This window comes from Pseudoalteromonas rubra (assembly GCF_000967655.1).
GTDB lineage: Bacteria > Pseudomonadota > Gammaproteobacteria > Enterobacterales > Alteromonadaceae > Pseudoalteromonas > Pseudoalteromonas rubra_A.
This window is the reverse complement of the sequence record NZ_JXYA01000006.1, coordinates 194,192-218,210: the sequence shown is the minus strand read 5'-3', so window position 1 is coordinate 218,210 and position 24,019 is coordinate 194,192. Positions and strand designations below refer to the sequence as shown.

Genomic DNA, 24,019 nt, shown 5'->3' with positions numbered 1-24,019 from the left:
CTTGTTGAATGTTTTTACGCTTTACCAGCCTTTGTGTCATCTACTTGCGGTTGGTCCTGATTTTACTATCTGGCGAATTCGCGTTTGTGCTAAACTCCGCCATTATTTTTTCCTGAGGCATAAGACATGGCATTAGAAGACATTCGCATTGTATTGGTTAATACCTCCCATTCAGGCAATATCGGCTCGGTTGCACGCGCGATGAAAACCATGGGGTTATCAAAACTCTACCTGGTAGACCCCGCGTGTGAAGTAGACAGTCATGCCAGCGCCCTGGCAGCCGGTGCAACAGATGTACTGGGCAATGCGGTTCAGGTAGAAAAACTTGAAGACGCCATTGCAGACTGTGCCCTGACCATAGGGACCAGTGCGCGTTCTCGTACTTTATCCTGGCCTATGGTCGGTCCGCGTGAGTGTGCTCAAAAATTAGTAGATGGTGCTGAGCAGACGCCGGTTGCTCTGGTATTTGGTCGCGAAAACAGTGGCTTAACTAATGAAGAGCTACAGCTGTGTAACTATCACGTCTGTATCCCGGCTAACCCGGAGTACAGCTCATTGAACCTGGCGATGGCGGTGCAGACCCTGGCTTATGAAACCCGCATGACCTACCTGGATCGCCAGGAGCAGCCCGTTGAACAGGACGATGCGCAGTACCCTACGTCCCAGCAGATGGAACTATTTTATGAGCACCTTGAGTCTACCCTGAACGACACTGGCTTTATCATTAAGCAGCATCCGGGCATGGTGATGACCAAGTTAAAACGTCTGTTTAATCGTGCCCGTCCAGAAGATCAGGAGCTCAACATCCTGCGTGGCATTTTAAGCTCAATAAATAAGTCAATAAAATAAATGGGTTAGCGCTTTGGTATGAGATATACCAAAGTGCTGCAATATTCTCATACGCAAATACTTGACTAAATTACTCAGGTAATTACAATGTCCGTAATACCTGAGGAAATTAGTCGGGTATTTTGATAGGGGCAGATTGCCTACGTCAGGTAAGTACCTACCTACGTGGCATCCGCACAGTACAGGGTGATTGGTTGTTGGTTAATACTTGACTATCTTAGTCAGGTAATTACAATTTGCGCCTTGATAACTTTTCTGGGGGCACGCATGAAACTGACTTCAAAAGGCAGATATGCAGTGACAGCGATGCTGGACGTCGCACTACACGCAAATATTGGGCCCGTGCCTCTTGCGGATATTTCCGAACGTCAGGAAATCTCCCTGTCATACCTGGAGCAATTATTTGCCCGCCTGCGCAAACATGGCTTAGTCAGCTCTGTACGCGGACCGGGTGGCGGCTACTTGCTGGGCCGCGACGCGCATACTATCTCAGTGGGCGATGTGATCGCAGCGGTGGATGAATCCGTAGATGCAACCCGATGTCACGGTGAAGGTGGCGGCTGCCAAAGCGGCATGCGCTGCCTGACACACACACTGTGGTCGGACTTAAGTATGCGTATTGAAGAGTTTTTAAACAGTATTTCCCTCGCCGAGTTAGTCGCCAATTCTGATGTGCAGTCTGTTGCCTCACGTCAGGACAATGGGGTTAACAGTGCAATGAAGCAATTAGAGAATATTCAAGTGAGTTGCCAGCTGTAAACTGGCGTCTAGCGGAGAAAGAAATGAAATTACCGATATATTTAGATTATGCAGCGACCACTCCGGTTGATCAGCGTGTTGCAAACGAAATGATGCAGTGCCTGACAATGGATGGTAATTTTGGTAATCCAGCCTCACGTTCACACCGTTTCGGGTGGCAGGCAGAAGAGCTGATTGACCAGGCGCGTAACGATATCGCTGATTTAATCAACGCCGATCCGCGTGAAATTGTCTTCACCTCAGGGGCGACGGAATCAAACAACCTGGCGATTAAAGGTGCGGCTAACTTCTATCAAAAGAAGGGTAAGCACGTGATCACCGTTAAGACCGAGCACAAAGCCGTGCTGGACACCTGCCGTGAACTGGAGCGTCAGGGCTTCGACGTTACTTATATGGAAGTGGAAGAAAACGGCCTGCTGGATCTGAAAAAGCTAGAAGCCGCTATTCGCGAAGACACCATTCTAATCAGCGTCATGCATGTTAACAACGAGCTGGGTGTGATTCAGGATATCGCGACCATCGGTGAGATGTGTCGTGAGCGCAAAATCATGTTCCACGTCGATGCCGCGCAAAGTGCCGGTAAAGTACAGATCGACCTGCAACAGCTGAAAGTAGACTTTATGTCTTTCTCTGGCCACAAAGTATATGGTCCTAAAGGCATTGGCGCACTGTATGTCCGCCGTAAGCCGCGTGCACGCCTTGAAGCGCAAATGCACGGTGGTGGCCATGAGCGTGGTATGCGTTCAGGTACACTGGCAACCCACCAAATCGTGGGCATGGGTGCTGCTTTCCGTGTTGCCAAAGAAGATTTCGAAAAAGATCATGCACACATCAGCACGCTGCGTAAGCGTTTGCTGGACGGCGTGATGGATATGGAAGAAGTGTATTTCAACGGTGCGATTGAGCAGTCAGTACCGGGCATTGTTAACCTGAGCTTCAACTTTGTTGAAGGTGAGTCGCTGCTGATGGCAGTGAAAGACATTGCCGTATCATCAGGGTCTGCATGTACTTCTGCGAGCCTTGAGCCGTCTTACGTACTGCGCGCACTGGGCCGTAACGATGAGTTGGCACACAGCTCTATCCGCTTCAGCATCGGTCGTTTTACCACTGAAGAAGAAATCGATTATACCGTTAAGCTCATCAAAGACTCGATTGGCCGTCTGCGCGAGATGTCACCGCTTTGGGAAATGTTCAAAGATGGCGTGGACTTAGATGCAGTTGAATGGGCACACCATTAAGCAAATCCGTGTATAGCAAGTTAAAACTATAGGCAGGTAGTGAGGAAAGAATTATGGCGTACAGTAATAAAGTAATAGACCACGTGGAAAACCCACGTAACGTTGGTTCATTAGACAAGAACGATCCGAGTGTCGCAACCGGTATGGTTGGCGCACCGGCCTGTGGTGACGTGATGAAGCTACAGATCAAAGTATCTGGCGAAGGCATCATCGAAGACGCCAAGTTCAAAACGTACGGCTGTGGTAGCGCTATCGCGTCATCATCGCTGGTGACTGAGTGGGTGAAAGGCAAGACACTGGACGAAGCCGGTGAAATCAAGAACACCGACATCAGTGCTGAGCTAGAATTGCCACCAGTAAAGATCCACTGTTCAATTTTGGCAGAAGACGCAATTCAGGCTGCAATTGCAGACTACAAGAGTAAACAGGCGAAGTAAGAGATAACTATGGCAGTGACACTGACAGAGTCGGCAGCAGGCCGAGTACAGACTTTTTTGGCCAACCGCGGTAAAGGCATTGGGCTGAGAGTCGGCATTAAAACGACCGGCTGTTCAGGTCTTGCCTATGTACTTGAGTTTGTCGACGAGCTGGATGAAGGCGATGAGGTATTTGAAGAAAAGGGCGTCAAACTCATCGTCGATGCCAAGAGCCTAGTGTATATCGACGGTACTGAGCTAGACTACACCAAAGAAGGCCTGAATGAAGGGTTTAAGTTCAACAACCCGAATCAGAAGGACGAGTGTGGTTGCGGCGAAAGTTTCACCGTTTAATCTCTCTTGTGATTAATAATTCTAAAGCCCTGCCTTGGTAGGGCTTTGCTGTATTGGATGCGTATGCGATATTTTGAATTATTCGATTTACCTGTCAGCTATCAGGTTGACCTGAGCGTTTTAAATCAGCGTTATCTTGACCTGCAACGCGCGGTCCACCCGGACAAGTTTGCCCACCTTGGCGAGCGCGAAAAACTATTAGCGGTACAAAAGACCGCAGAGATCAATGATGCACTGGCAGTGCTGAAGCACCCGGTAAAGCGTGCTGAGTACATGCTGAGCGAGCGTGGCGTGGATATTCGCGCTGAGCAACAAACCTTGCAGGATCCGGCCTTTTTAATGCAGCAAATGGAGCTGCGTGAAGCGCTGGAAGACATTCAGCATAGTGGCGATCCTGAAGCAGAAATCGAGTCATTTGAAGCGCAAGCCAAACAGCTGGAACAGCAATATAGCGCCGGCCTGGGTGAGCTTTTAGCGAGCAGCGACGAAAGTGACCTGCATCGCGCGGCGGATCATATTCGTAAACTCAAGTTTGTTTATAAATTGAAAGACGAGTTGTCTCGAATTGAAGACAGCCTGTTCGACTGATTGATGCGGTGTGGCTGCAAAGCGCAGCGACAACCAGCTTCACCAAAGTGAAAGAGCATTATGGCATTATTGCAAATTGCTGAGCCGGGGCAGAGCGCGGCACCTCATGAACATAAACTGGCCATCGGGATCGATCTGGGCACCACCAATTCATTGGTTGCTACGGTCCAAAGTGGCGAAACCAAAACCCTGACCGACATCAATGGCGAGGCGATGTTGCCTTCTGTGGTCCGTTATCATGGCGAACAGGTAAGCGTTGGTAAGTCGGCGCAGCAAGAAGCGGCATTAGATCCGGAAAATACTCTGATCTCAGTAAAGCGCTTTTTGGGTAAAACGGCCGAAGAAATTGCCAGCAGCTATGGTCAGCTGCCTTATACCTTTGTTGAGCATCAGGGCAGCCTGGCGGTTCAGACCTGTGCCGGCCCTGTTAGTCCGGTTCAGGCATCGGCTGAAATACTCAAATCACTCCATCAGCGCGCAGTTGAAAGCTTCGGTGGTGAGGATGTGATGGGTGCGGTGATCACTGTACCTGCTTATTTTGATGATGCACAGCGTCAGAGCACCAAAGATGCTGCTGAAATTGCCGGTCTTAAAGTACTGCGTTTGCTGAATGAGCCAACCGCAGCAGCGGTGGCTTATGGCCTGGATTCAGGTCAGGAAGGCGTGATTGCGGTTTATGACCTGGGCGGTGGTACCTTTGATATTTCTATCCTGCGCCTGAATAAAGGCGTATTTGAAGTGCTGGCCACCGGTGGCGATTCAAGCCTGGGCGGTGACGACTTTGATGCGCTATTGGTGAATACTTTTAAGCAGCAAACCGGATTAACCGACCTGACTGCCAAAGAGCTGCGCCTGTTCATCAACAAAGCTAAGGCGTGTAAAGAAGCGCTGACCAGCTATGAAACGGTGAACGTGAAGTTGCCTGTGCGCGAGCAGGAATTCACCGTGACCATTACCCAGGCACAGTTTGCTGACCTGGCAGAGGAATTGGTTAAGAAAACATTGCGTTCGTGCCGCCGCGCGCTCAAAGATGCGGGCGTTGAAAAGGAAGAAGTGCTGGAAGTGGTGATGGTGGGTGGTTCAACCCGCATGCCTGTGATCCGCAGCGCCGTAGAAACCTTTTTTGCAAAGCCCCCTTTGACGTCGATTGACCCGGATCGGGTCGTTGCACTGGGCGCTGCTATTCAGGCAGATATTTTGGTCGGTAACAAGCCGGATTCGGATATGCTGCTGCTGGACGTTTTGCCATTGTCTTTGGGCCTGGAAACCATGGGCGGGCTGGTTGAGAAGATCATCCCACGTAATACCACCATTCCGGTTGCCCGTGCGCAGGAATTTACCACCTTTAAAGATGGTCAGACAGCCATGTCACTGCATGTATTGCAGGGCGAGCGTGAGCTGGTTGATGACTGTCGCTCTTTGGCTAAGTTCAGCCTTAAAGGCATTCCGCCAATGGCGGCAGGGGCGGCACATATTCGCGTAACCTTTAAGGTGGACGCGGACGGTTTGCTGAGTGTGTCTGCAATGGAGAAATCCACTGAAGTACAGGCTGAGATCCAGGTTAAGCCGTCGTTTGGCCTGAGCGACGACCAGGTTGCACAGATGCTCAAAGACTCTATGAGTAATGCCAAAGAAGATATGCAGGCACGTATGCTCAAAGAGCAGCAGGTTGAAGCGCTGCGTGTACTGGAAGCTTTGGAGGCCTCACTGGCGACCGACAGCGAGCTGCTTAATGAGCAAGAGTTGACGGCATTGCGCGATGCGATGGCCGCGCTTGATAACGCACGATTAACGGCCACGGATCCACAAGCGATCAAAGCGGCAATCGAACAGGTGGATGAGGCAAGCAGTGAGTTTGCATCACGCCGTATGGATGTATCAATTAAACACGCACTGCAAGGTCAGTCGGTAGACGAGGTGTAATATGCCACAGATTATCTTTTTACCCCATGAAGAACTTTGCCCGGAAGGTGCAGCCATTGAAGCGGAATCAGGCAAAACCGTACTGGATGTGGCGCTGAAAAATGGTATCAGCATTCCCCATGCCTGTGAAAAATCTTGTGCCTGCACCACCTGTCACGTGGTGATCCGGGAAGGGTTTGACTCGCTTGAAGAAAGCGATGAGCTGGAAGACGACATGCTGGATAAGGCCTGGGGGCTCGAAGCAGAGTCCCGGTTGGGTTGCCAGGCGGTGATTGCCGATGAAGACCTGGTTGTGGAAATCCCCAAATACAACCTCAATATCGTCAACGAAGAACATTAATCTTTGTCTCTACAGGGCCGCATTTAGCGGCCCTGTTCAGTTATGGAAGGAGCGTTTGCTATGACACTTATCACCGAACAAAACCACTCCTGGGTGAATGGCAGCCCCTGGCAATCTCAGCGGCAATTAACAGTGCATAACCCGACCAACGAGGAGCCCATCGCGACGGTTTCCATTGCCGATAATGAGGCGGCAGCACAAGCACTCAACGCAGCGCAGACATGTTTTGATACCCTTAAGCAGCGCCCGGCCCAGCAGCGAGCCGAGGTGCTGATGCGCTGGTATCAGCTCATACTGGACAATGAAGCGGTACTGGCAGAGTTGATGACCAAAGAGCAGGGCAAACCGCTGCGTGAAGCGAAGGCCGAAGTCAAATATGCCGCGGGGTTTGTGCAGTGGTTTGCTGAAGAGGCTAGGCGTGCTTATGGCGAAGTGATCCCCTCACACAGTTCCTCGCACCAGCTGACAACGATAAAGCAGCCCGTCGGCGTGGTGCTGGGGATCACGCCCTGGAACTTTCCATTGGCTATGATCACGCGCAAAGTGGCACCGGCTTATGCAGCAGGGTGCCCGTTTATTCTCAAGCCGTCAGAAGAAACGCCGCTCAGTGCCATTGCGCTGGTTAAGCTGGCGCTGCAAGCCGGGTTTGAAGACGGTGCTTTTCAGGTTCTGGTAACCGATGATGCCGAGGCGCTGGTCGCTCCCTTATTGGCAAGCCCGGTGGTGCGTAAGCTGACTTTCACCGGTTCCACATTGGTCGGTAAAAAGCTGCTGGCACACAGTGCCGACACGGTAAAACGGGCCTCAATGGAGTTGGGGGGCAATGCGCCCTTTATTGTGTTTTCCAGTGCGGATGTCGAAGAGGCGGTGGCAGGTTTGATGGTGGCCAAGTTTAGAAATGGCGGGCAAACCTGTGTGGCCGCCAATCGGGTTTTTGTTCATCAGGATAGACAAGAAGCCTTCACCGATGCACTCATAGAGGCGGTTGACAAACTGGTGGTCGGCGACGGGTTAGAGTCGGATACCGATATCGGGCCACTGATCAACGCCAAAGCCAAAGATAAGGCGCAGCATCTAATTGAAGATGCGCTAGCTCAGGGCGCTCAGCGGGTATATCAGGGCGCAGCTGGCGCAGGTCACTTTATGGCACCGACTATTTTGCTTGATGTGACCGAAAAAATGGACATTTATCACCAGGAGATTTTTGCGCCGGTTGTCAGCATGATTGTATTTGATGACGAGCAGGGCGTGATACGTCAGGCCAATGCCGTCCATGAAGGACTTGCCGCCTATTTCTATTCTCAGGATGTATCGCAAATTCATCGAGTTGCAATGGCACTCGAATATGGCATGGTGGGGATCAACGAAGGTGCCATATCAAATCCGGTAGCGCCTTTTGGCGGGGTAAAACAATCCGGGCTGGGGCGCGAGGGGGCCAAAGAAGGGCTACAGGAATTCCTGGAAACGAAATACCTGTGCCAGAAGTTCTTAGAATAATTGTTCCGTAATATGGAACGTTCTGTTCACTTTTGAGAACCTGACGCGGATAGAAGCTCGATTTTATCCGCATTTAAAATTCATTTTATCTCACCTTATCAATGTCTTATGTTTAAATTTTTCAGTGCTGCTGTGCGCTGTCAACATGTACCTGTTATCTCACTTTTTACAACGACTTTTAATTTATGACGAAGCTATGTACACTAGCCGTTTAATTTTTGACAGGCTGGACATTGTTTATGTACACAGGGAAAGAGCCCACTCTGGTGATCCTGGCGGCAGGCCTGGGGAAGCGGTTTGGCGGTAACAAGCAAATAGCGGTATTGCCAGACTTTAACTGCTCTATTATGGAACTGAGTATTCAGGATGCCTATGCTGTGGGTGTACGTCACCTTGTGTTGGTGATTAACCGTCAGGTTCGTCCGCTGATAGAGCAACAGACTTTGCCGCGCTTACCCGCCGATTTGCAGGTCGACTTGGTTGAACAGGCCGTTGATAATCTGCCATCGCGCTTTGCCAGTAAAGCACTGTCACGAGAAAAGCCCTGGGGAACTGGTCATGCATTATTGTGTGCAAAACCCTTTATACCGGGTGATGCCATTGTGATCACGGCCGACGACTATTACGGACCTGGTGCTTATAAACAGCTCGTTAATCATTTTGCTGCAGCTGAGCAGGTTGATATGGCCATTGTGGGTTACCCGCTGGCGCAAACTTTGTCACAACAAGGTGGTGTAAATCGCGGAATATGCCAAACTCATAATGACAGTCTGCTTGAGGTTGTTGAATATCTTGATATTCATCGAACCGATGACAGGTTGTCCGGGTTAGCGCCTGATGGCAAGCGGGTTGCTCTGCCTGAGGCGGCCCTGGCTTCGATGACCTGCTGGGGCATTACACAAACCTTGCTGACACAATTAGAACGCGGCTTCTCTGAGTTTCTAGAAAATTATGACAGCGATGTCAAAAGCGAGTATTATTTGCCTGATTGTATTCAAAGTTGTATTCAAGAAGGCTTGCTTCGAGTCAGGGTACATAGTGCATCAGAACGCTGGTTTGGTATCACCTATAAAGAAGAATTAAAGAGTGTCTCAGGATTATTATATGAACTACGTCATGGATGAGCCTATCACCTGCCACCGTATTGAGAGTGGCGATGAGGTAACAATGAAAAATCGTGCAATAGCAGAGGTCTTATCGCAGCACTTTGGTCTGCAAGGCGCATCTGTTTCTCTACGTCCCATCGGTAACGGACATATTAATACAACAATGTTGCTAAAAAATAAGCAGCGCGCTTTGGTTGTGCAAAAACTCAATACTTGTGTTTTTCCAGAGCCCGAGCAATTGGTGACCAATGCCAGAAAAATTGAACAACACTTGGCACGTAAAGCCCGTGATGGTGAGTATGAATTGGCGATCATTCGCCATGTGCCCACTATAAAAGGGGAGTATCTGGTACACCATGAGGATGAAGTCTGGCGTGCGCTGGAATTCATTGGCGGCAGTTATAGTGAAGATGTTGTCGACAGTGAGGTCAAAGCTAAAATCGCGGCCAATGCATTTGGTCAGTTTGCAGCGGCATTAGATGACTTTGATGCGACTCAGTTACACCATGTGATCCCCAACTTTCATAATCTGGCGATGCGTATTGAAAAGTTTGAAGAAACACTCAGCCAGGATCCGCTCGGACGGGCTGCCTTGTGTCAGGCTGAAATTGCATTTTGTCGGGCACAGTTTTCGCTTGCCCAGGAAGTTGTTGATGTAGAGGCGCAATTACCGCTACGAGCGTGTCATAACGACACCAAGATCAATAATATGTTGTTCTGCTCAGAGTCAAATAAAGCGCGTGCGGTAATCGATTTAGACACCTGTATGCCAGGTTACTGGTTGTATGACTTTGGCGATATGGTCAGAACATTTTGCTCGCCTGAAGCGGAGGATTCAACCAACCTGACAAATGTTCGGGTACGTGAGGAGATCTTTGCAGCCCTGGTGAGAGGGTACAAACATCCCCTGTCAGCCAGTCTGACGGACAGCGAAAAACAGAGCTTTATTCTGGGTGCGAAAGTGATGCCGTTTATGATTGGCTTGCGCTTTTTGACGGATTACCTTGATGGGGATAACTACTTCGCCACAAAACATCCAGAGCACAATTTACAACGTGCGCAAAACCAGTTTGCCTTGTATCAGGATATCGTCGCGAAACAAACTCAGCTGAGTCATATTATCGATGCTGCCTGAGTGGTATAAAAGCGCCGTCAGGCGCTTTTTTTACGTCTGAAATAGACATAATACACAGTGTGTGCAGCTTAGTTCTTAGCTGTATACCCATTTCACTCTGTACCGATTAAATCTCTGCCTGTCGCAATGCTTTTGCAACCCTGTGTACAATCCGTTAGCGTTCAGGGGAAGTATCTTCGAGGATAATAATAATGACAAATTTAAATCGCCGGGACTTTCTCAAGGCGGCGGGGGTTGCTGCCGCCGCAGGTGTGGTCTCTGGATGTGCACAGAGCAAAGCAGATCCGCTGCAAACGGTACCTGAGCGTCAGGGGAAATCAGTCATAGGACTGATTGCACCTAAAATGGATGTGGTACGTGTTGGTTTTATTGGCGTAGGCCAGCGGGGCTATGGTCACGTTAAACGCATGAGCCACATTGACGGGGCTGAAATTGTTGCCTTGTGTGACACTCATGATGAAGTGTTACAGCGCTCAGCCAATTATCTTGCCGAGCGGGGAATGAAAGCGCCTGCGCTGTATCAGGGTTCTGAATTTGCGTACCGGGACATGCTTGCCCGGGATGATATTGACATCGTTATCATTTCAACTCCGTGGCGCTGGCATGCACCTATGGCTGTGGATACCATGGAAAGTGGCAAGCATGCCTTTGTTGAAGTGCCACTGGCCTTGACGGTCGAAGAAATGTGGCAGCTGGTGGATACCGCCGAGCGGACCCAGAAAAACTGTATGATGATGGAAAACGTCAACTATGGTCGCGACGAGTTGATGGTGCTGAATATGGTGCGACAGGGCCTGTTTGGTGAGCTGCTACACGGCGAAGCGGCTTATATTCATGAGCTACGCTGGCAGATGAAAGAGCTGGAACATAAAACCGGCTCCTGGCGCACTGAGTGGCACACCAAACGCAATGGCAATCTCTATCCCACTCATGGTTTAGGTCCGGTTTCTCAGTATATGAACATCAATCGGGGCGACAGGTTTGACTATCTGACCTCCATGAGTTCGCCGGCCCTGGGTCGTGCTGCCTATGCTGCGCGTGAGTTTGCGCCGGACCATCAGCGCAACCAGTGGCAATATGTGGCCGGGGATATGAACACGACTTTGGTAAAAACGCTCAAAGGGCGTTCTATCATGATCCAGCACGATACGACGACGCCGCGCCCTTATTCCCGACATAACCTGATCCAGGGCACCAATGGCGTGTTTGCCGGCTTCCCGAATCGCATTGCGCTGGAGCAGGGGGGCACCAAATCGTTTCATGAGTGGGATGAGAACATGAATGCCTGGTATGCCAAATATGATCACCCCTTGTGGTTGAAAATGGGGGCTGAAGCCGAACGTAACGGCGGTCATGGTGGCATGGACTTCTTAATGTTCTGGCGAATGATTTATTGTCTGCGCAACGGCGAGCCTTTAGATCAGGATGTGTATGATGGCGCGGCCTGGTCGGTGATCTCGCCCTTATCCGCATTATCGGTGGCTAACCGCAGCGAGTCGGTCACGATCCCGGACTTTACCCGCGGAGCCTGGGAAAGTGCAAAACCCCTGGGCATAGTCGGCGCCTAGCGATCGTCGGCACAGATCATCCCGGTTAGGTATGATACAATCGACAGGCCCTTATACAGGGCCTGTTTCAGATTGACACTCATACCCGGAGGTAGATTTGCGCGCAACAATCATCACACAACTCACAGTGTGTCTTGTGTTACTGATCACGACAGCGATAGCTGGCTGTGGTGCAACACAACAGGCCCATCAGTCACCGCAAGCGCCCGGTGCGCTCAAGCAAACGCTCAGCGACTACATTAGCACTTATCAGGCACGGCAGGATTTCGAGCAATTCTTATCTTTTTACGCCGACGACATGCAGCTGGAAGACATGCACTATGGCTTTGCCGTAGAAAACAAGCAGGCCCTGGCTGAGTTTTTTAACTGGTCAGCGGGGAACGTGAAAATCCTGGACGGTGAGCAGACTTTTACACTCAGTGAGGTGATCCTCGATGAGCAACAACGTCGTGCAGTGATCCGTGGCACCTACGTCCGCTTTGAGTATGAAGGGCGAGAAATGGGGCCCTGGCGCTTCACAACCGTGTTACACTTTAACGCTGATAACAAGATCACCTATCAGCAGGACTGGATCAATTATTGGCCCCGCTCTTTGACCGACGGTGGTCGCAATTTAAATCATACTGCAAACTAATCCTTTATTACTCTGGCGAGGACACTGAGATGCAACTCTCTGTTGAGATCAGCAAATATCCATTACATTCTGACTATATTCCTTTTATCAAAGACTTTATTGAGCGCCTTAATCAGCATCCACAGCTCAAAGTACTGACCAATACCATGTCTACTCAGGTCTTTGGTGAGTATGATCTGTTGATGAGCACCTTATCGGCCGAAATGAAGCGCTCGTTTGAGCAGTTTGGTAAAATCGTGTTTGTCTGCAAGTTCATCAGTGGCGACCTGTCGCCTCAGTCATGATGCAGTGGCTTATTGAAACCCTGGCCGGGTTTACCGCGATGTCGGTGTGGGAATACCTGGCCGTGATTTTATCCGCAGCGTATTTGTTGCTGGCGATCCGGGAAAATTCCTGGTGCTGGCCTGCGGCTTTTGCCAGTACTTTTATTTACACCGTGATGTACTGGAATGGTGCATTGCTGATGGAGTCCTTACTGAACTTTTACTACATGCTTATGGCAGTAGTGGGGTGGTGGATGTGGCGCAGCGGCAGGCAAGATACTTCGCTGGCGATTGTCTCCTGGTCGCTCTCGCGACATAGCATCATTATTCTGAGCACTTTAGTGGTGGCGCTGGCCATCGGCTACGTGATGGACAACTACACCCATGCTGAACTGGCCTATCTGGATAGCCTGACAACATGCTTTGCCGTGGTGACCACCTACCTGGTAGCCCGTAAAGTGCTCGAAAACTGGTTGTACTGGATAGTGATCGACGCCGCTTCTATGTATCTCTACTACCTCAAAGGTTATTACCCGACCCTGGTCTTATTCGGCTTTTATACCGTTATGGTCTGCTGGGGTTATGTGCGCTGGTATGAAGTGCATCAACAAAAAGAGGGTAAGCCCCTTGCCGCTTTGTGATACGCCGCTGAGGGAGTTGATCAAACGCGCTTTTCCCGAACTGACAATTAGCACATTGTACCCGCTCAACAAGGGATTAAGTAACAAAAATTACTACCTTGAGCAGGCGCAGCAGGGGTATTTACTCAAGCATTACAGTAACACGCTACCAGTCCTGGCACTGCAAGCGCAGTCACAGCTGGCTAAACTTGGCGTCGCGCAGCCTGTGGTTGGCTTTGATACAAAGACCCGGCTGGCGTTATTTGAGTTTGTAACCGAGAGCGATGAGGCCATTGCTCTGGGCGATCAACTGCTGGCGCAGCTGCACACATTACATAGCTTTGATCAGCCCCAAATTGGCCAACTCGATTTATCTGGCGCGCTTCTTGAAGCAGGCCGGGTACTGGACTGCGCACCACAGCTCACACTGTTAGCTCAGCAGCTGGCTCAGTTTGAGGCCGATATCTGTTTTTGTCACAACGATCTGGTTAAGGACAATATGCTGGTAACGCTACAGGGGCCGGTGTTTATCGACTTCGAGTATGCTCAATACAACGACCGGTATTTTGATCTGGCGGCTTTGTGCGTGTCTTTTTCGCTGTCAGCCAGTGAGGCAGAGCACATGCTGAAGCGTTATTATCGTCAGGCAAAGCTGCCTTGCCCGGCGTTTGCTCTGAATAAGCTCAGCTGTTATGTACAGGCTTATCTGTGGTTGTGTATTGCCTGGTATCAGCAGCGAAAATTGCACACGTACTTAGGCCCTTTACAGGCCATGCTTGCGCTGTGGCAGAGTTAGTTGCTTGATGTAGCGTTAAGGCCCGAGTGTTATTCGGGCATTAAGCTAATCCGGTGAAGAAACAGGGGGGAGTGGCCAGTACCTTATTAAATACCTCCCAAACGTTGTGCCAGCTCTTTGTATTTTTCAACGTCGTCTTTATCAAAAATGGGTTCACCCTGGTCATCCTGCTGTTTGGCAACCAGCAGGTTCTCTCGTGCCAGTCGTCTGACACGCTCCACTTTAACATCTAAAAATTCAGCAACTTGTTCAGTGGTCATTAGAGTCATAATACGGTCCTCTCAGATGATGTCATGCCGATACGGGAAGACCAATTTTCCGCGTATCTGCAGGTCGTCATTATTGTTATTGTTCTAAGCATAGTTAAATATCGCGAATTTCGCTCTGTGTGAAGTCTTTTTTCGAGTTTTAGACCATAAATTAAGCATATAGACAACAATGACTGGTATTTGCCACTGGATATGATTATTATTGGCACCACTAAGATGTTGCTCTCGTGGTGAAATGGATATCACGTGGCCCTCCGGAGGCCAAGTTCTAGGTTCGATCCCTAGCGAGAGCGCCATTTTACGTCACGCGCCACACCGGCAAAGTTTCCCGTTATATCCATTTTCTTCGTTTAAACAACACAGCCACGGCAACCGTTAATATCACCAGGGCAATCACAAAGATACTGAATGACCAAGGGCTTTCTGTGCCCGGAATGCCACCAATGTTGACGCCCAGCAGACCGGTTAAAAACCCCAGCGGCAAGAACAGGGCTGCGACTACCGACATAATATACATGCGCTGGTTAAGCTGCTCATTCAGCTGATTAGCAATACTTTGCTGAAGTACCTGGGCGCGCTCTATGCTGGCCTCAAGCTCCTCGATATAGCGGCTCAGGGTGTTATTTGCTTCACCGAGCAAGCGGCGCTGTTCAAGGTTCAGCCAGCTTACCTTAGTATCAATCAAGTCATAGATGGCCTGACGCTGAGGCTTTATGTAGCGCTTTAAGGAGATCACCTGACGCCTCAGCAAGGTTATCTGATGATAATCGGGCTGGCTCTCTTCTTTGTCCAGCTGCTCTTCAAAATCATCCAGTTGTTCTTCGACCTGCCACAGGGTGTCTTGCATACGATGGGTGAGGCGATCAATCAAAGCACAGATCAGATCACTGATGGTCGTGACTGAGCTGCCATCCAACAGCGCGTTGCGCAGATCTTCAATAGAGATCAGCACGCGCTTACGACAGGTGATCAGCACGTTTTTACTGACAAAACAGCGCACCGAGACCATGTCTTCGGGGTTTTGTCTGGGGTTGAGGTTGACGCCGCGTAAAAACAGCAACAACCCGTGATTGGCGCGAGTCACGCGAGGACGGGTTTCTTCTGCAAGCAGGGCCTGCCACTCCCATTCTTGCAGAAACTCCAGCTGACTCAGAAAGTGTTGAACTGCTTCGCTGGTGTAGTCAAAGTGCAGCCATACAGGTGCCTCATCTTTGAGTGCCTGTGTTAAGTCTGTGACCTGGGTTGCACCACCCTGACCGTCGAGCACGAGCGCATGAAGTAAGCCTTCCATTTTAATTACCTAGACATAAACCTGTGTGTTTATAATTGGTCAACTTAGGAGTTTTGGCAATCAGTATTATACTATTCTGCTGAGCACCTGGTTGACCGTCTTTAACACTTCATCGCGACACTGGTTGATAAAGAAATGCCCGCCATTGAAGTAATGAATATCAATCTTATGTTCAGTTAAATCCTGCCAGCCGTGCAGCTGCTCGGCGCTGATCTCGATATCATCATGACCATGGAACACTGTGATTGGGCATGGCAGAGTGGTTGCCTGAGCGCGATAGCATTCGGCAATCTGAAAATCGGCTCTCAGCAAGGGCAGCAGTAATTCCATTAACTCTTTGTGCTCGAGCAGCTCTTTTGGCGTGCCATTCAGTTTGTATAGTTCCTCAACAAAGGCATCATGGGGCAGGTCGTAAATACGCTCTTTCACCGAGGCGGTGTGGGGCGCACGGCTTCCCGATGCGATAAGGTGACGCGGTAGCGGCGCATTGTTCTCCACCAGGTGTTTAGTCACTTCAAAAATGACCCGGCTACCCAGGCTGTGGCCCATCAGCACATAGGGTTTCTCAGTCAAGAAGGCCTGGTGAGCTAATAATTCATCTACTTTGTGTTGCATCTCAACATACGCAGGTTCGCCCATACGCGCACCGCGACCCGGGAACTGTAGCAGCACCAGCTCTACCTCGGGGTGAAGCTCGCTACTCCAGGGCATATAAATGGCCGGAGAGCCGCCAGCATAAGGAAAACAGAATAATCTGAGTTTGGCATTGGGATTGGGTTTAGGTATTACAAAAAGCTTGTTGTTCATATCGTTATGCCTTTTTCTGGAATTGGAACTATCCTATCAGACCCGCTGCAAGCAAGTCATTTTATTCAATAAATATTCACATAACCCCCAGGTTTTGAGAGGCGCAGGGCAGAATTGGCCTGTTGTGGCGTGAAATCCTGACTGAACTGGGTTTCATTGATTGTTAAAAGTGCCAAGATCGGCGAAAATAGAGGATGATTAAAAATGAACCCGCCGGATGACCCTGCAAAGTGTCATGCGCACACTTTGCGTAGCGTGTGTGGATCCGCGTATAACCAAAAGAATTGACTAATGGCAGATCAGACTTTCCTCAATGAAATAAATAAGCGACGTACTTTCGCTATCATCTCGCACCCGGATGCGGGTAAAACCACCATCACCGAAAAAGTATTGTTGTTCGGTAAGGCCCTGCAACAAGCCGGTACAGTTAAAGGTCGTGGCTCTAACCAGCATGCGAAATCAGACTGGATGGACATGGAAAAAGAACGGGGTATCTCGGTAACCACTTCTGTGATGCAGTTTCCTTACAACGATAGCCTGGTAAATCTGCTGGATACGCCGGGACACGAAGACTTCTCGGAAGATACCTATCGTACCCTGACTGCTGTGGACTCTTGTTTGATGGTTATCGACGCCGCTAAGGGTGTTGAGGATCGTACTCGTAAGCTGATGGAAGTCACCCGCCTGCGTGATACGCCTATCGTGACCTTTATGAACAAATTGGACCGCGATATCCGTGACCCGATGGAGCTGCTGGATGAAGTTGAGACTGAACTGAACATCATGTGCGCGCCCATTACCTGGCCAATTGGCTGTGGTAAAGAGTTTAAAGGGGTTTACCACATCCATCGCGACGAGACCATTTTGTACCAAACTGGTCAGGGCCATACTATTCAGGACGTTCGCACCATTAAAGGGCTCGACAACACCGACTTAGATGCCGCCATCGGTGAAAGCCTGGCCGAGCAGCTGCGTGAAGAGCTGGAACTGGTGATTGGTGCCTCACATGAATTCGATAAAGAACTATTCCTGAGCGGCGAATTGACGCCGGTGTATTTCGGTACTGCATTGGGTAACTTTGGTGTAGACCATATGCTGGATGGCCTGACAGAGTGGGCGCCGTCGCCGCTGCCGCGTCAGACGGACGAGCGTGAAGTGAGCGCCGACGATGAGAAGTTCACCGGCTTCGTATTTAAAATTCAGGCCAACATGGACCCGAAACACCGCGACCGTATCGCCTTTATGCGTATCGTGTCGGGTAAATACACGCAGGGCATGAAAATGAACCATGTACGCCTTGGCAAGCAGGTGAGCATTTCCGATGCCGTGACCTTTATGGCCGGTGACCGTGAACGTGCACAGGAAGCTTTTGCCGGTGACATCATTGGTTTGCACAACCATGGCACCATCCAGATTGGTGATACCTTCACCCAGGGTGAAAAACTCAAGTTCAGCGGTATTCCGAACTTTGCCCCTGAGCTGTTCCGTCGTATTCGTCTTAAAGATCCACTCAAGCAAAAACAGCTACTGAAAGGCCTGGTACAGTTGTCGGAAGAAGGTGCGGTGCAGGTGTTCCGTCCGCTGATCAACAACGACCTGATCGTCGGCGCCGTTGGTGTGCTGCAGTTTGACGTGGTTGTGGCGCGTCTGAAATCTGAATACAACGTCGATGCCATTTATGAAAGCATTAGCGTACAGACGGCGCGCTGGGTGCACTGTGATGACGAGAAGAAGCTGGCCGAGTTCCGTCGTAAGTGTGAGCAGAATCTGGCGCTGGATGGGGGCGATAACCTGACCTATATCGCACCAAGTCGCGTTAACCTGAACCTGTCGATGGAGCGCTATCCGGACGTGCAGTTCCACCAGACACGCGAACACTAAACACAATGGGCTGTTAAGTGCCCGTAAAAGTGAGGGGACGGGTTGATTTGACGCACAAGCTTATTTTAAGCTGGTATGTCCGGCCTGCCCGTTCGCTTAACTGAACGAGCCGCGTTTTATGCCGGCGCCAGAGGGCGCCGATGATGTTTGCTCAGTGCACACGCAGGCACTGACCCAAAGGAAACACAATGAACATTAAAAGTATTCTGATTGAAAAAGCTCTGTCTGCGATGGCCGCGGCAGGGATCCCTGAAGGCACTAACCCGGCGGTCACGCAAAGCACCCGCGCACAGTTTGGTGATTATCAGATCAATGGCGCAATGGGCGCCGCGAAAGCACTGAAAACCAACCCGCGTGAGCTGGCACAGAAAATCATCGACAATCTGGATGTCAGCGACCTGGCTGCTAAAACCGAAATCGCCGGCCCGGGTTTTATCAATATCCACCTGAAGCCTGAGTTCCTGGCAACCAGCCTGGAAGCGGCTAATCAGGATGCCAAGTTGGGCGTAGCTGAACACGCTCAGGCAAAAAACGTGGTGGTGGACTTCTCATCGCCAAATCTGGCCAAAGAAATGCACGTAGGTCACCTGCGCTCAACCATCATTGGTGATGCAGTGGTACGCGCCCTTGAGTTCCGTGGTGACAAAGTCACGCGTCAGAACCATGTGGGCGACTGGGGTACTCAGTTTGGTATGCTGATCGCCCATCTGGAAGACATGCTGGCACAAGGCATTGACCTGGAAAATGTGGCCCTGGCCGATTTAGAAACTTTCTACCGTGATGCCAAGAAGCGTTTTGACGACGAAGAAGGCTTCTCGGACAAAGCACGTGACTACGTGGTTAAGCTGCAAGGCGGCGATGCGCACTGTCAGAAGTTGTGGCAGCTGTTTATCGACACTTCTGTTAAGCACTCTGAAGAAGTATACAAAAAGCTTAATGTGACGCTGACTCGCGATGACATCATGGCAGAAAGTGCCTACAACGATCGTCTGGCCGGTATTATCGAGCTGCTAAAAGAGAAAAACATTGCGGTTGAAGATCAGGGTGCACAGGTGGTGTTCCTGGATGAGCTGGCAAACAAAGACGGCGAGCCGTCGGTGTTTATCGTGCAAAAATCCGGCGGCGGCTTCCTGTATGCCACAACCGATCTGGCGGCCTGTGACTATCGCTCCAATGAGCTGGGTGCCGAGCGTATCCTGATCTTCGTTGATGCGCGTCAGAGTCTGCACTTTAATCAGGTTGAGCTGACTGCCCGTAAGGCCGGTCTGCTGCGCGACGAAACCAGCTATGAGTTCTGCCCGTTCGGTACTATGATGGGCAGCGATGGTAAGCCATTCAAGACCCGTACCGGCGGTACGGTAAAGCTGGCTGAACTTCTCGATGAAGCCGTCAGCCGTGCCAGCGAGAAACTGGCCGACCGCGCGTCTGAGCTAAGCGAAGAAGCCCGTGCTGAAATCGCCCGTAAAGTGGGCATTGGTGCGGTAAAATACGCGGACTTGTCGAAGCACCGTACCAGTGATTACATCTTCAACTGGGATACCATGCTGAGCTTTGAAGGCGCTACGGCCCCTTATTTGCAGTATGCTTATACCCGTGTGCGTAGTATCTTCCGTAAAGCCGGAGTAGACAGCGCTGCACTCAGTGGCAGCATCAGCATTGTTGAGCCACAGGAAAAGGCGCTGGCGCTCAAGCTTCTGCAACTGGAAGAAGTGTTAGACCTGATGATCGGCGAAGCAACACCGCACGTATTGTGTGGTTATCTGTACGAGCTGGCGAGTCTGTACATGACCTTTTACGAAGCCTGTCCAATCCTCAAAGACGATGTGGCTGCTGAGGTACGCGAAAGCCGACTGTTGTTGTGTAATCTGGTTGCCAAAACACTGCACACCGGTCTGGATCTGCTGGGCATTGAGGTGATGGAGCAGATGTAAGTGCCGGGTGAGATCATGCAGCTCACCCAGTCCATTACATGCTAGACTAAGGCCGCAATATTGCGGCCTTTTGTGTTATATAAGGAATGACCACCATGAAACTTGATGATATTCGTCGCGAATATACCAAAGACGGCCTCTCCCGCGAGAAGCTGGATGACAACCCGATTGTGCAGTTTGAACACTGGCTGCAACAGGCGGTGGACGCCAACCTCAGCGATCCGACCGCGATGGTCGTGGCCACGGTAGATGAACACGGCCAGCCGTCGCAGCGTATTGTGTTGCTCAAGCAGGTGGACGATAACGGCTTCGTGTTTTTCACCAACACCGGGTCGCGTAAGGCACAGGAGCTCAAAGGCAATAACAAAATTTCATTGCACTTTCCCTGGCACAATCTGGAGCGTCAGGTCATTGTGTACGGTGAGGCTGAGCCGCTGCCAACCACCGCAGTGGCGAAGTACTTTTTGTCTCGTCCCAAGGAAAGCCAGCTGGCCGCCTGGGCATCACAACAGTCGCGTCCGGTGTCTTCGCGTCAGGCCCTGATGCAAACCTTTAACAGCATGAAAGCCAAGTTTGCCAAAGGCGATATTCCGCTGCCAGATTTCTGGGGGGGTTACTGTGTTAAGCCGCACCAGATTGAGTTCTGGCAAGGGGGAGAGCACCGTCTGCACGACCGTTTTATGTACCGTAAAGACCCAAGCGGACAGTGGCAGGTTGAGCGCCTGAATCCTTAGTGCCTTATGCGCTTTATTGATACCCACTGCCACCTGGACTTTGATGAGCTCAAAGACCAGTTGCCACAGCATCTGGCTGATGCGCAGGCGCTGGGTGTTGAGCGCTGTGTGGTGCCGGGCGTGACCTTGGCCCAGTGTCGCACTTTGCCTGCTTTTGCGCAGCAGTACCCAAGCGTCAAAATCGCCTTTGGCCTGCATCCGTATTTTATGACGCAGCATCAAGCGGATGATATGGCGCAACTGGCCGAGCTCGCACACCAGCATAGTTCAGAGCTGGTGGCCATAGGTGAATGTGGGATTGATGCCATGGTGGAGGATATCCCCGCGCAGCAGCAATTGTTTATTGAACATATTGCGCTGGCCAATGCACTTAAGTTGCCGCTGATTGTCCATCACCGCAAAAGCCATCATCTGCTGGCCGCAGCGTTTAAACAGCTGCCCCCTCAAAACGGCGGCGTTATTCATGCCTTTTCCGGCTCACTGCAAGATGCCAACACGTATCTGAAATTGGGGTTTAAACTCGGCGTGGGCGGGACTATCAGCTATCCGCGGGCGTCGAAAACCCGTACAACCCTGGCGCAAGTCCCGTTGGAAGCATTGGTGTTGGAGACAGATGCACCATCGATGCCGTTAGCGGGTTATCAAGGACAGCCCAATGTGCCAAAACGGGTGGTCGAGGTGTTTGAGCATTTGTGCGCTATTCGAGAAGAGTCGCAGCAACAAATTGCTGAGGTAGTATATGTTACGTCGCTGTCACTATTTAGAAGGTAACAGCATGGATAAACAAATTACCGTACTAACATTGGTAATATGGCAGAACAAAATGCTGATAGGCTTGGAATTGCAAAGAGGGGGGGCCCCTCTTAAGAAACTTTATAGCATGGCTCAGTCTGTAACACAGTGCATACCGTCCACAGTGTTACAGTTAAAGTTAGTCAATCTATCACCACACCAGTATCGGCAAGAAATAACGTGAGTTTCAATTCGACCGCCAGCTACATTTGGCGTTACCTGTGCATCAAGATTTCGGTCTTTAGATAGCACTTTTATATTTTTCTTTTTGATCTGTAATTTCATTTTATTTTCCTTAAACTTGAAACTGTGTCAACGCCGATTTTAATGGCTCGGCGAGGTATGCTAATTACCCAATATGGTAACTTTCAGCTAAAATGTTATCTAAATTTTAACTTTCATTCAACTGTTTTGACTTTTTTGTTTCTTTAGGGGGTGTTGCCCAGGCTGGTTTTTAGGGCTGCTGGCAATGCTATTCTTCATCAGTAACGCTATTTCGGATCTGACGTTTTACTTCCCAGCGCTTTAGTGCGCGCCCAATCTGCCAGGTAAAAATACAGGCAATGCCCAGCATTAGCAGTACCACCCGACCCAGCTCATGAAAATGGCGGTGGCTTTGCGCCATGGCCGCTTCGGTTAAGTACTCGACACTGACAAAGCCAATAGGCTGCTGCTCTGAATCATAAATGGGCTCGACAATGGGTTGTTTTGACTGCGTCAGCCCGGCCAAATGGCGGGGCAAGTCCGTTATCTCGGGTGGGGTATCCTGGCCATCGTTGCCGATAATAAACTGGCCCTGATGATTATAAAGCCTGACCGACAGCACAAATTCGTCACTGGCAAGGTGATTGCTCAAGGCTCTGAGCTGGGGGGTATCTATGCGACTCAGTGGCAGAGCAGCGTTGAGTGCCAGCTGTTTGGTCAGGCTGCGACCTGTGTGGTCGGCATTGGTGTGCAGCAGCTGATGAGAGCGAAAGCTGGTGTTAAAGGCCAGCCAGGTAATGGTTAAAAAGCACATGGCTGCGACCAGCAGGCGCAGTAACCGGCGGCTGCGTGAAGAAGAAAGGGTTTCAAGGGCTTGTGTATTTTTCATAGATCTTGTTTGCCTGCTGACATGCCATGATTAAGATGTTACAAAGGGCCCATACCGTTACCAATCAAGCATTCACACTTAGGCTCAATGAGCCGGGTATGACCCTAATCAGGAGTATCCATGTCAAAGTCACTCGCGTCAATCCAGTTGCGTGCCTGTGCTGAGCCCGCCGGGCAGTTTCTTACCTTAGCAAACTGGTACCAGATTGAAAACGACGATCAACTAACGCCGCGCGCCAGCCCCGCATCACAAGCGGGCCAGTATCTGTGTTTCTTCGGTGCTGAGCTCAGCGGTGCCACGGTTCTGGAGATCCTGAATTTGTGCCGCCAGGCAGATATCGAAGTCACCCAACTGGCACTGTATCAGCCCACGGCTGACATGACACCCGGATTGGTTTTGTCTACCCAATCGACACGCGATGTGCGTGCGCCGGTTCGCGCGTTAGCGGCGCAGTGTGGTCTGCAAGGCGCCGCTATCAGCCAGCTTCCCAGCTTGCAAAAGCCTGGTTTACTGGTGATGGATATGGACTCCACGGCAATCAAAATTGAGTGCATTGATGAAATTGCCAGACTGGCCGGGGTGTATGATGAGGTAGCTGCCGTCACCGCACAGGCGATGGCCGGGCAGCTGGCGTTTAACGACAGTCTGTATCAGCGTGTTGCTAAGCTGTCCGGCGTCGAGTTGCCGCTTATTCAGCAACTCAAAGATAACCTGCCGCTGATGGAGGGCGTTGCCCAGTTGTGTGCGGTACTGAAGGCCCATCACTGGCATCTGGCGATTGCCTCAGGGGGTTTTACCTGGTTTGCCGAGGCGCTCAAAGCACCGTTGCAGCTGGATGCGGTGTTTGCCAATACACTGGAAATTGCCGATAACAAGCTCACTGGTAAAGTGTTGGGAGAAGTGGTTGATGGCAATAAAAAAGCCGAAGTGCTCAACACTTTGGCTGAGCAGTTTGACATTTCAGCTAGTCAAACCGTGGCCATGGGCGACGGCGCCAACGATTTAATTATGATGGCCGCTGCGGGCTTAGGCGTGGCTGTGCATGGCAAACCTAAGGTAGTCGAGCAGGCGGATGCCGCCATTACCCAAGGGTCTTTGACTCAGCTGCTTTATTTGCTGAGTGTCCCGGTTTAGT

The 24,019-nt window shown here is 50.6% G+C and carries 26 protein-coding genes and 1 tRNA gene; 22 read left to right on the top strand and 5 right to left on the bottom strand.

Annotated features, from left to right (window positions below):
• Positions 1-126 precede the first annotated feature (126 nt).
• From trmJ to TW77_RS03920, 16 genes are all read left to right on the top strand, one after another.
• Positions 127-849: a tRNA (cytosine(32)/uridine(32)-2'-O)-methyltransferase TrmJ gene (trmJ, locus tag TW77_RS03995; RefSeq protein ID WP_046003659.1), complete on the top strand. Its 723-nt coding sequence runs from the start codon at positions 127-129 to the stop codon at positions 847-849.
• Positions 850-1,116: 267 nt separating this feature from the next.
• Entirely contained in the window at positions 1,117-1,608 is a 492-nt protein-coding gene (gene iscR, locus TW77_RS03990) for a Fe-S cluster assembly transcriptional regulator IscR (protein WP_046003658.1), read from the top strand.
• Between the two features lie 23 nt (positions 1,609-1,631).
• Positions 1,632-2,846 (top strand): IscS subfamily cysteine desulfurase, encoded by a 1,215-nt coding sequence (locus tag TW77_RS03985; protein WP_046003657.1) that lies wholly within the window; start codon positions 1,632-1,634, stop codon positions 2,844-2,846.
• Between the two features lie 53 nt (positions 2,847-2,899).
• Positions 2,900-3,283: a Fe-S cluster assembly scaffold IscU gene (gene iscU / locus TW77_RS03980; RefSeq protein ID WP_010384017.1), complete on the top strand. Its 384-nt coding sequence runs from the start codon at positions 2,900-2,902 to the stop codon at positions 3,281-3,283.
• A gap of 9 nt (positions 3,284-3,292) precedes the next feature.
• Positions 3,293-3,616 (top strand): iron-sulfur cluster assembly protein IscA, encoded by a 324-nt coding sequence (gene iscA / locus TW77_RS03975; protein ID WP_046003656.1) that lies wholly within the window; start codon positions 3,293-3,295, stop codon positions 3,614-3,616.
• Between the two features lie 63 nt (positions 3,617-3,679).
• The gene (gene hscB, locus TW77_RS03970; RefSeq protein ID WP_046003655.1) at positions 3,680-4,204 is read left to right on the top strand and encodes a co-chaperone HscB; all 525 of its coding nucleotides are present in this window, start codon (positions 3,680-3,682) and stop codon (positions 4,202-4,204) included.
• Positions 4,205-4,264: 60 nt separating this feature from the next.
• On the top strand, positions 4,265-6,127 hold the full coding sequence (gene hscA, locus TW77_RS03965) for a Fe-S protein assembly chaperone HscA (protein WP_046003654.1): 1,863 nt from the start codon (positions 4,265-4,267) through the stop codon (positions 6,125-6,127).
• A 1-nt stretch (position 6,128) separates the two neighbouring features.
• Positions 6,129-6,467: an ISC system 2Fe-2S type ferredoxin gene (gene fdx, locus TW77_RS03960; RefSeq protein ID WP_010384025.1), complete on the top strand. Its 339-nt coding sequence runs from the start codon at positions 6,129-6,131 to the stop codon at positions 6,465-6,467.
• Positions 6,468-6,527: 60 nt separating this feature from the next.
• Positions 6,528-7,964: an NAD-dependent succinate-semialdehyde dehydrogenase gene (locus TW77_RS03955; protein ID WP_046003653.1), complete on the top strand. Its 1,437-nt coding sequence runs from the start codon at positions 6,528-6,530 to the stop codon at positions 7,962-7,964.
• 239 nt (positions 7,965-8,203) lie between these two features.
• Positions 8,204-9,088 carry a sugar phosphate nucleotidyltransferase gene (locus tag TW77_RS03950; RefSeq protein WP_046003652.1) on the top strand — a complete coding sequence of 295 codons (885 nt, stop codon included), beginning with the start codon at positions 8,204-8,206 and terminating at the stop codon, positions 9,086-9,088.
• Between the two features lie 43 nt (positions 9,089-9,131).
• Entirely contained in the window at positions 9,132-10,205 is a 1,074-nt protein-coding gene (locus TW77_RS03945) for a phosphotransferase enzyme family protein (protein WP_046003711.1), read from the top strand.
• 191 nt (positions 10,206-10,396) lie between these two features.
• On the top strand, positions 10,397-11,773 hold the full coding sequence (locus tag TW77_RS03940; RefSeq protein WP_046003651.1) for a Gfo/Idh/MocA family protein: 1,377 nt from the start codon (positions 10,397-10,399) through the stop codon (positions 11,771-11,773).
• Positions 11,774-11,870: 97 nt separating this feature from the next.
• Positions 11,871-12,407, top strand: coding sequence for a nuclear transport factor 2 family protein (locus TW77_RS03935; RefSeq protein WP_240479456.1), 537 nt, complete (start codon positions 11,871-11,873; stop codon positions 12,405-12,407).
• Positions 12,408-12,436: 29 nt separating this feature from the next.
• Positions 12,437-12,691: a hypothetical protein gene (locus TW77_RS03930; RefSeq protein ID WP_046003650.1), complete on the top strand. Its 255-nt coding sequence runs from the start codon at positions 12,437-12,439 to the stop codon at positions 12,689-12,691.
• A complete protein-coding gene (pnuC, locus tag TW77_RS03925) occupies positions 12,691-13,311 on the top strand; it encodes a nicotinamide riboside transporter PnuC (protein ID WP_046003709.1) in 621 nt (206 codons plus the stop codon). Before TW77_RS03930 ends, pnuC begins: the two co-directional genes overlap by 1 nt.
• The gene (locus TW77_RS03920) at positions 13,265-14,086 is read left to right on the top strand and encodes a phosphotransferase (protein ID WP_162197942.1); all 822 of its coding nucleotides are present in this window, start codon (positions 13,265-13,267) and stop codon (positions 14,084-14,086) included. The genes pnuC and TW77_RS03920 overlap by 47 nt, the downstream gene beginning before the upstream one ends.
• An 86-nt stretch (positions 14,087-14,172) precedes the next feature.
• Here TW77_RS03920 and TW77_RS03915 read toward each other — a convergent pair whose 3' ends face one another.
• Positions 14,173-14,355 (bottom strand): helix-turn-helix domain-containing protein, encoded by a 183-nt coding sequence (locus tag TW77_RS03915; protein WP_046003648.1) that lies wholly within the window; start codon positions 14,353-14,355, stop codon positions 14,173-14,175.
• 221 nt (positions 14,356-14,576) lie between these two features.
• On the opposite strand from TW77_RS03915, the gene TW77_RS03910 reads away from it, so the two are divergent.
• Positions 14,577-14,651: transfer RNA gene (locus TW77_RS03910), tRNA-Arg, on the top strand.
• Positions 14,652-14,686: 35 nt separating this feature from the next.
• Here TW77_RS03910 and TW77_RS03905 read toward each other — a convergent pair.
• Both TW77_RS03905 and TW77_RS03900 read right to left on the bottom strand, forming a co-directional pair.
• On the bottom strand, positions 14,687-15,646 hold the full coding sequence (locus TW77_RS03905) for a zinc transporter ZntB (RefSeq protein WP_046003647.1): 960 nt from the start codon (positions 15,644-15,646) through the stop codon (positions 14,687-14,689).
• Between the two features lie 66 nt (positions 15,647-15,712).
• The gene (locus tag TW77_RS03900) at positions 15,713-16,453 is read right to left on the bottom strand and encodes a thioesterase II family protein (RefSeq protein WP_046003646.1); all 741 of its coding nucleotides are present in this window, start codon (positions 16,451-16,453) and stop codon (positions 15,713-15,715) included.
• Positions 16,454-16,744: 291 nt separating this feature from the next.
• On the opposite strand from TW77_RS03900, the gene prfC reads away from it, so the two are divergent.
• The 4 genes from prfC to TW77_RS03880 all read left to right on the top strand — a co-directional run bounded on the left by prfC (position 16,745) and on the right by TW77_RS03880 (position 21,770).
• Complete coding sequence (gene prfC, locus TW77_RS03895; RefSeq protein ID WP_046003645.1) at positions 16,745-18,334, top strand: peptide chain release factor 3; 1,590 nt, start codon at positions 16,745-16,747, stop codon at positions 18,332-18,334.
• A 188-nt stretch (positions 18,335-18,522) separates the two neighbouring features.
• Entirely contained in the window at positions 18,523-20,265 is a 1,743-nt protein-coding gene (gene argS / locus TW77_RS03890) for an arginine--tRNA ligase (protein WP_046003644.1), read from the top strand.
• Between the two features lie 95 nt (positions 20,266-20,360).
• The gene (gene pdxH, locus TW77_RS03885) at positions 20,361-20,999 is read left to right on the top strand and encodes a pyridoxamine 5'-phosphate oxidase (RefSeq protein WP_046003643.1); all 639 of its coding nucleotides are present in this window, start codon (positions 20,361-20,363) and stop codon (positions 20,997-20,999) included.
• Positions 21,000-21,005: 6 nt separating this feature from the next.
• Complete coding sequence (locus tag TW77_RS03880; RefSeq protein WP_046003642.1) at positions 21,006-21,770, top strand: TatD family hydrolase; 765 nt, start codon at positions 21,006-21,008, stop codon at positions 21,768-21,770.
• Positions 21,771-21,884: 114 nt separating this feature from the next.
• On the opposite strand, the gene TW77_RS25070 is transcribed toward TW77_RS03880, so the two are convergent.
• Both TW77_RS25070 and TW77_RS03870 read right to left on the bottom strand, forming a co-directional pair.
• The gene (locus TW77_RS25070; RefSeq protein ID WP_156158595.1) at positions 21,885-22,076 is read right to left on the bottom strand and encodes a hypothetical protein; all 192 of its coding nucleotides are present in this window, start codon (positions 22,074-22,076) and stop codon (positions 21,885-21,887) included.
• Positions 22,077-22,263: 187 nt separating this feature from the next.
• Entirely contained in the window at positions 22,264-22,884 is a 621-nt protein-coding gene (locus tag TW77_RS03870; RefSeq protein ID WP_046003640.1) for an AhpA/YtjB family protein, read from the bottom strand.
• Between the two features lie 120 nt (positions 22,885-23,004).
• On the opposite strand from TW77_RS03870, the gene serB reads away from it, so the two are divergent.
• Positions 23,005-24,018 carry a phosphoserine phosphatase SerB gene (gene serB, locus TW77_RS03865; RefSeq protein WP_046003639.1) on the top strand — a complete coding sequence of 338 codons (1,014 nt, stop codon included), beginning with the start codon at positions 23,005-23,007 and terminating at the stop codon, positions 24,016-24,018.
• The last annotated feature ends 1 nt before the right edge of the window (position 24,019 follow it).

Coding starts and splice junctions, on each gene's coding strand:
- serB (WP_046003639.1), top strand. CDS start 23,005: ATGTCAAAGTCACTCGCGTCAATCCAGTTGCGTGCCTGTGCTGAGCCC.
- iscA (WP_046003656.1), top strand. CDS start 3,293: ATGGCAGTGACACTGACAGAGTCGGCAGCAGGCCGAGTACAGACTTTT.
- TW77_RS03955 (WP_046003653.1), top strand. CDS start 6,528: ATGACACTTATCACCGAACAAAACCACTCCTGGGTGAATGGCAGCCCC.
- TW77_RS03945 (WP_046003711.1), top strand. CDS start 9,132: ATGAAAAATCGTGCAATAGCAGAGGTCTTATCGCAGCACTTTGGTCTG.
- argS (WP_046003644.1), top strand. CDS start 18,523: ATGAACATTAAAAGTATTCTGATTGAAAAAGCTCTGTCTGCGATGGCC.
- pnuC (WP_046003709.1), top strand. CDS start 12,691: ATGCAGTGGCTTATTGAAACCCTGGCCGGGTTTACCGCGATGTCGGTG.
- TW77_RS25070 (WP_156158595.1), bottom strand. CDS start 22,076: ATGAAATTACAGATCAAAAAGAAAAATATAAAAGTGCTATCTAAAGAC.
- TW77_RS03920 (WP_162197942.1), top strand. CDS start 13,265: ATGAAGTGCATCAACAAAAAGAGGGTAAGCCCCTTGCCGCTTTGTGAT.
- TW77_RS03985 (WP_046003657.1), top strand. CDS start 1,632: ATGAAATTACCGATATATTTAGATTATGCAGCGACCACTCCGGTTGAT.
- TW77_RS03940 (WP_046003651.1), top strand. CDS start 10,397: ATGACAAATTTAAATCGCCGGGACTTTCTCAAGGCGGCGGGGGTTGCT.
- TW77_RS03950 (WP_046003652.1), top strand. CDS start 8,204: ATGTACACAGGGAAAGAGCCCACTCTGGTGATCCTGGCGGCAGGCCTG.
- prfC (WP_046003645.1), top strand. CDS start 16,745: ATGGCAGATCAGACTTTCCTCAATGAAATAAATAAGCGACGTACTTTC.
- iscU (WP_010384017.1), top strand. CDS start 2,900: ATGGCGTACAGTAATAAAGTAATAGACCACGTGGAAAACCCACGTAAC.
- TW77_RS03900 (WP_046003646.1), bottom strand. CDS start 16,453: ATGAACAACAAGCTTTTTGTAATACCTAAACCCAATCCCAATGCCAAA.
- iscR (WP_046003658.1), top strand. CDS start 1,117: ATGAAACTGACTTCAAAAGGCAGATATGCAGTGACAGCGATGCTGGAC.
- TW77_RS03880 (WP_046003642.1), top strand. CDS start 21,006: ATGCGCTTTATTGATACCCACTGCCACCTGGACTTTGATGAGCTCAAA.
- TW77_RS03870 (WP_046003640.1), bottom strand. CDS start 22,884: ATGAAAAATACACAAGCCCTTGAAACCCTTTCTTCTTCACGCAGCCGC.
- TW77_RS03905 (WP_046003647.1), bottom strand. CDS start 15,646: ATGGAAGGCTTACTTCATGCGCTCGTGCTCGACGGTCAGGGTGGTGCA.
- trmJ (WP_046003659.1), top strand. CDS start 127: ATGGCATTAGAAGACATTCGCATTGTATTGGTTAATACCTCCCATTCA.
- TW77_RS03915 (WP_046003648.1), bottom strand. CDS start 14,355: ATGACTCTAATGACCACTGAACAAGTTGCTGAATTTTTAGATGTTAAA.
- TW77_RS03930 (WP_046003650.1), top strand. CDS start 12,437: ATGCAACTCTCTGTTGAGATCAGCAAATATCCATTACATTCTGACTAT.
- hscA (WP_046003654.1), top strand. CDS start 4,265: ATGGCATTATTGCAAATTGCTGAGCCGGGGCAGAGCGCGGCACCTCAT.
- pdxH (WP_046003643.1), top strand. CDS start 20,361: ATGAAACTTGATGATATTCGTCGCGAATATACCAAAGACGGCCTCTCC.
- hscB (WP_046003655.1), top strand. CDS start 3,680: ATGCGATATTTTGAATTATTCGATTTACCTGTCAGCTATCAGGTTGAC.
- fdx (WP_010384025.1), top strand. CDS start 6,129: ATGCCACAGATTATCTTTTTACCCCATGAAGAACTTTGCCCGGAAGGT.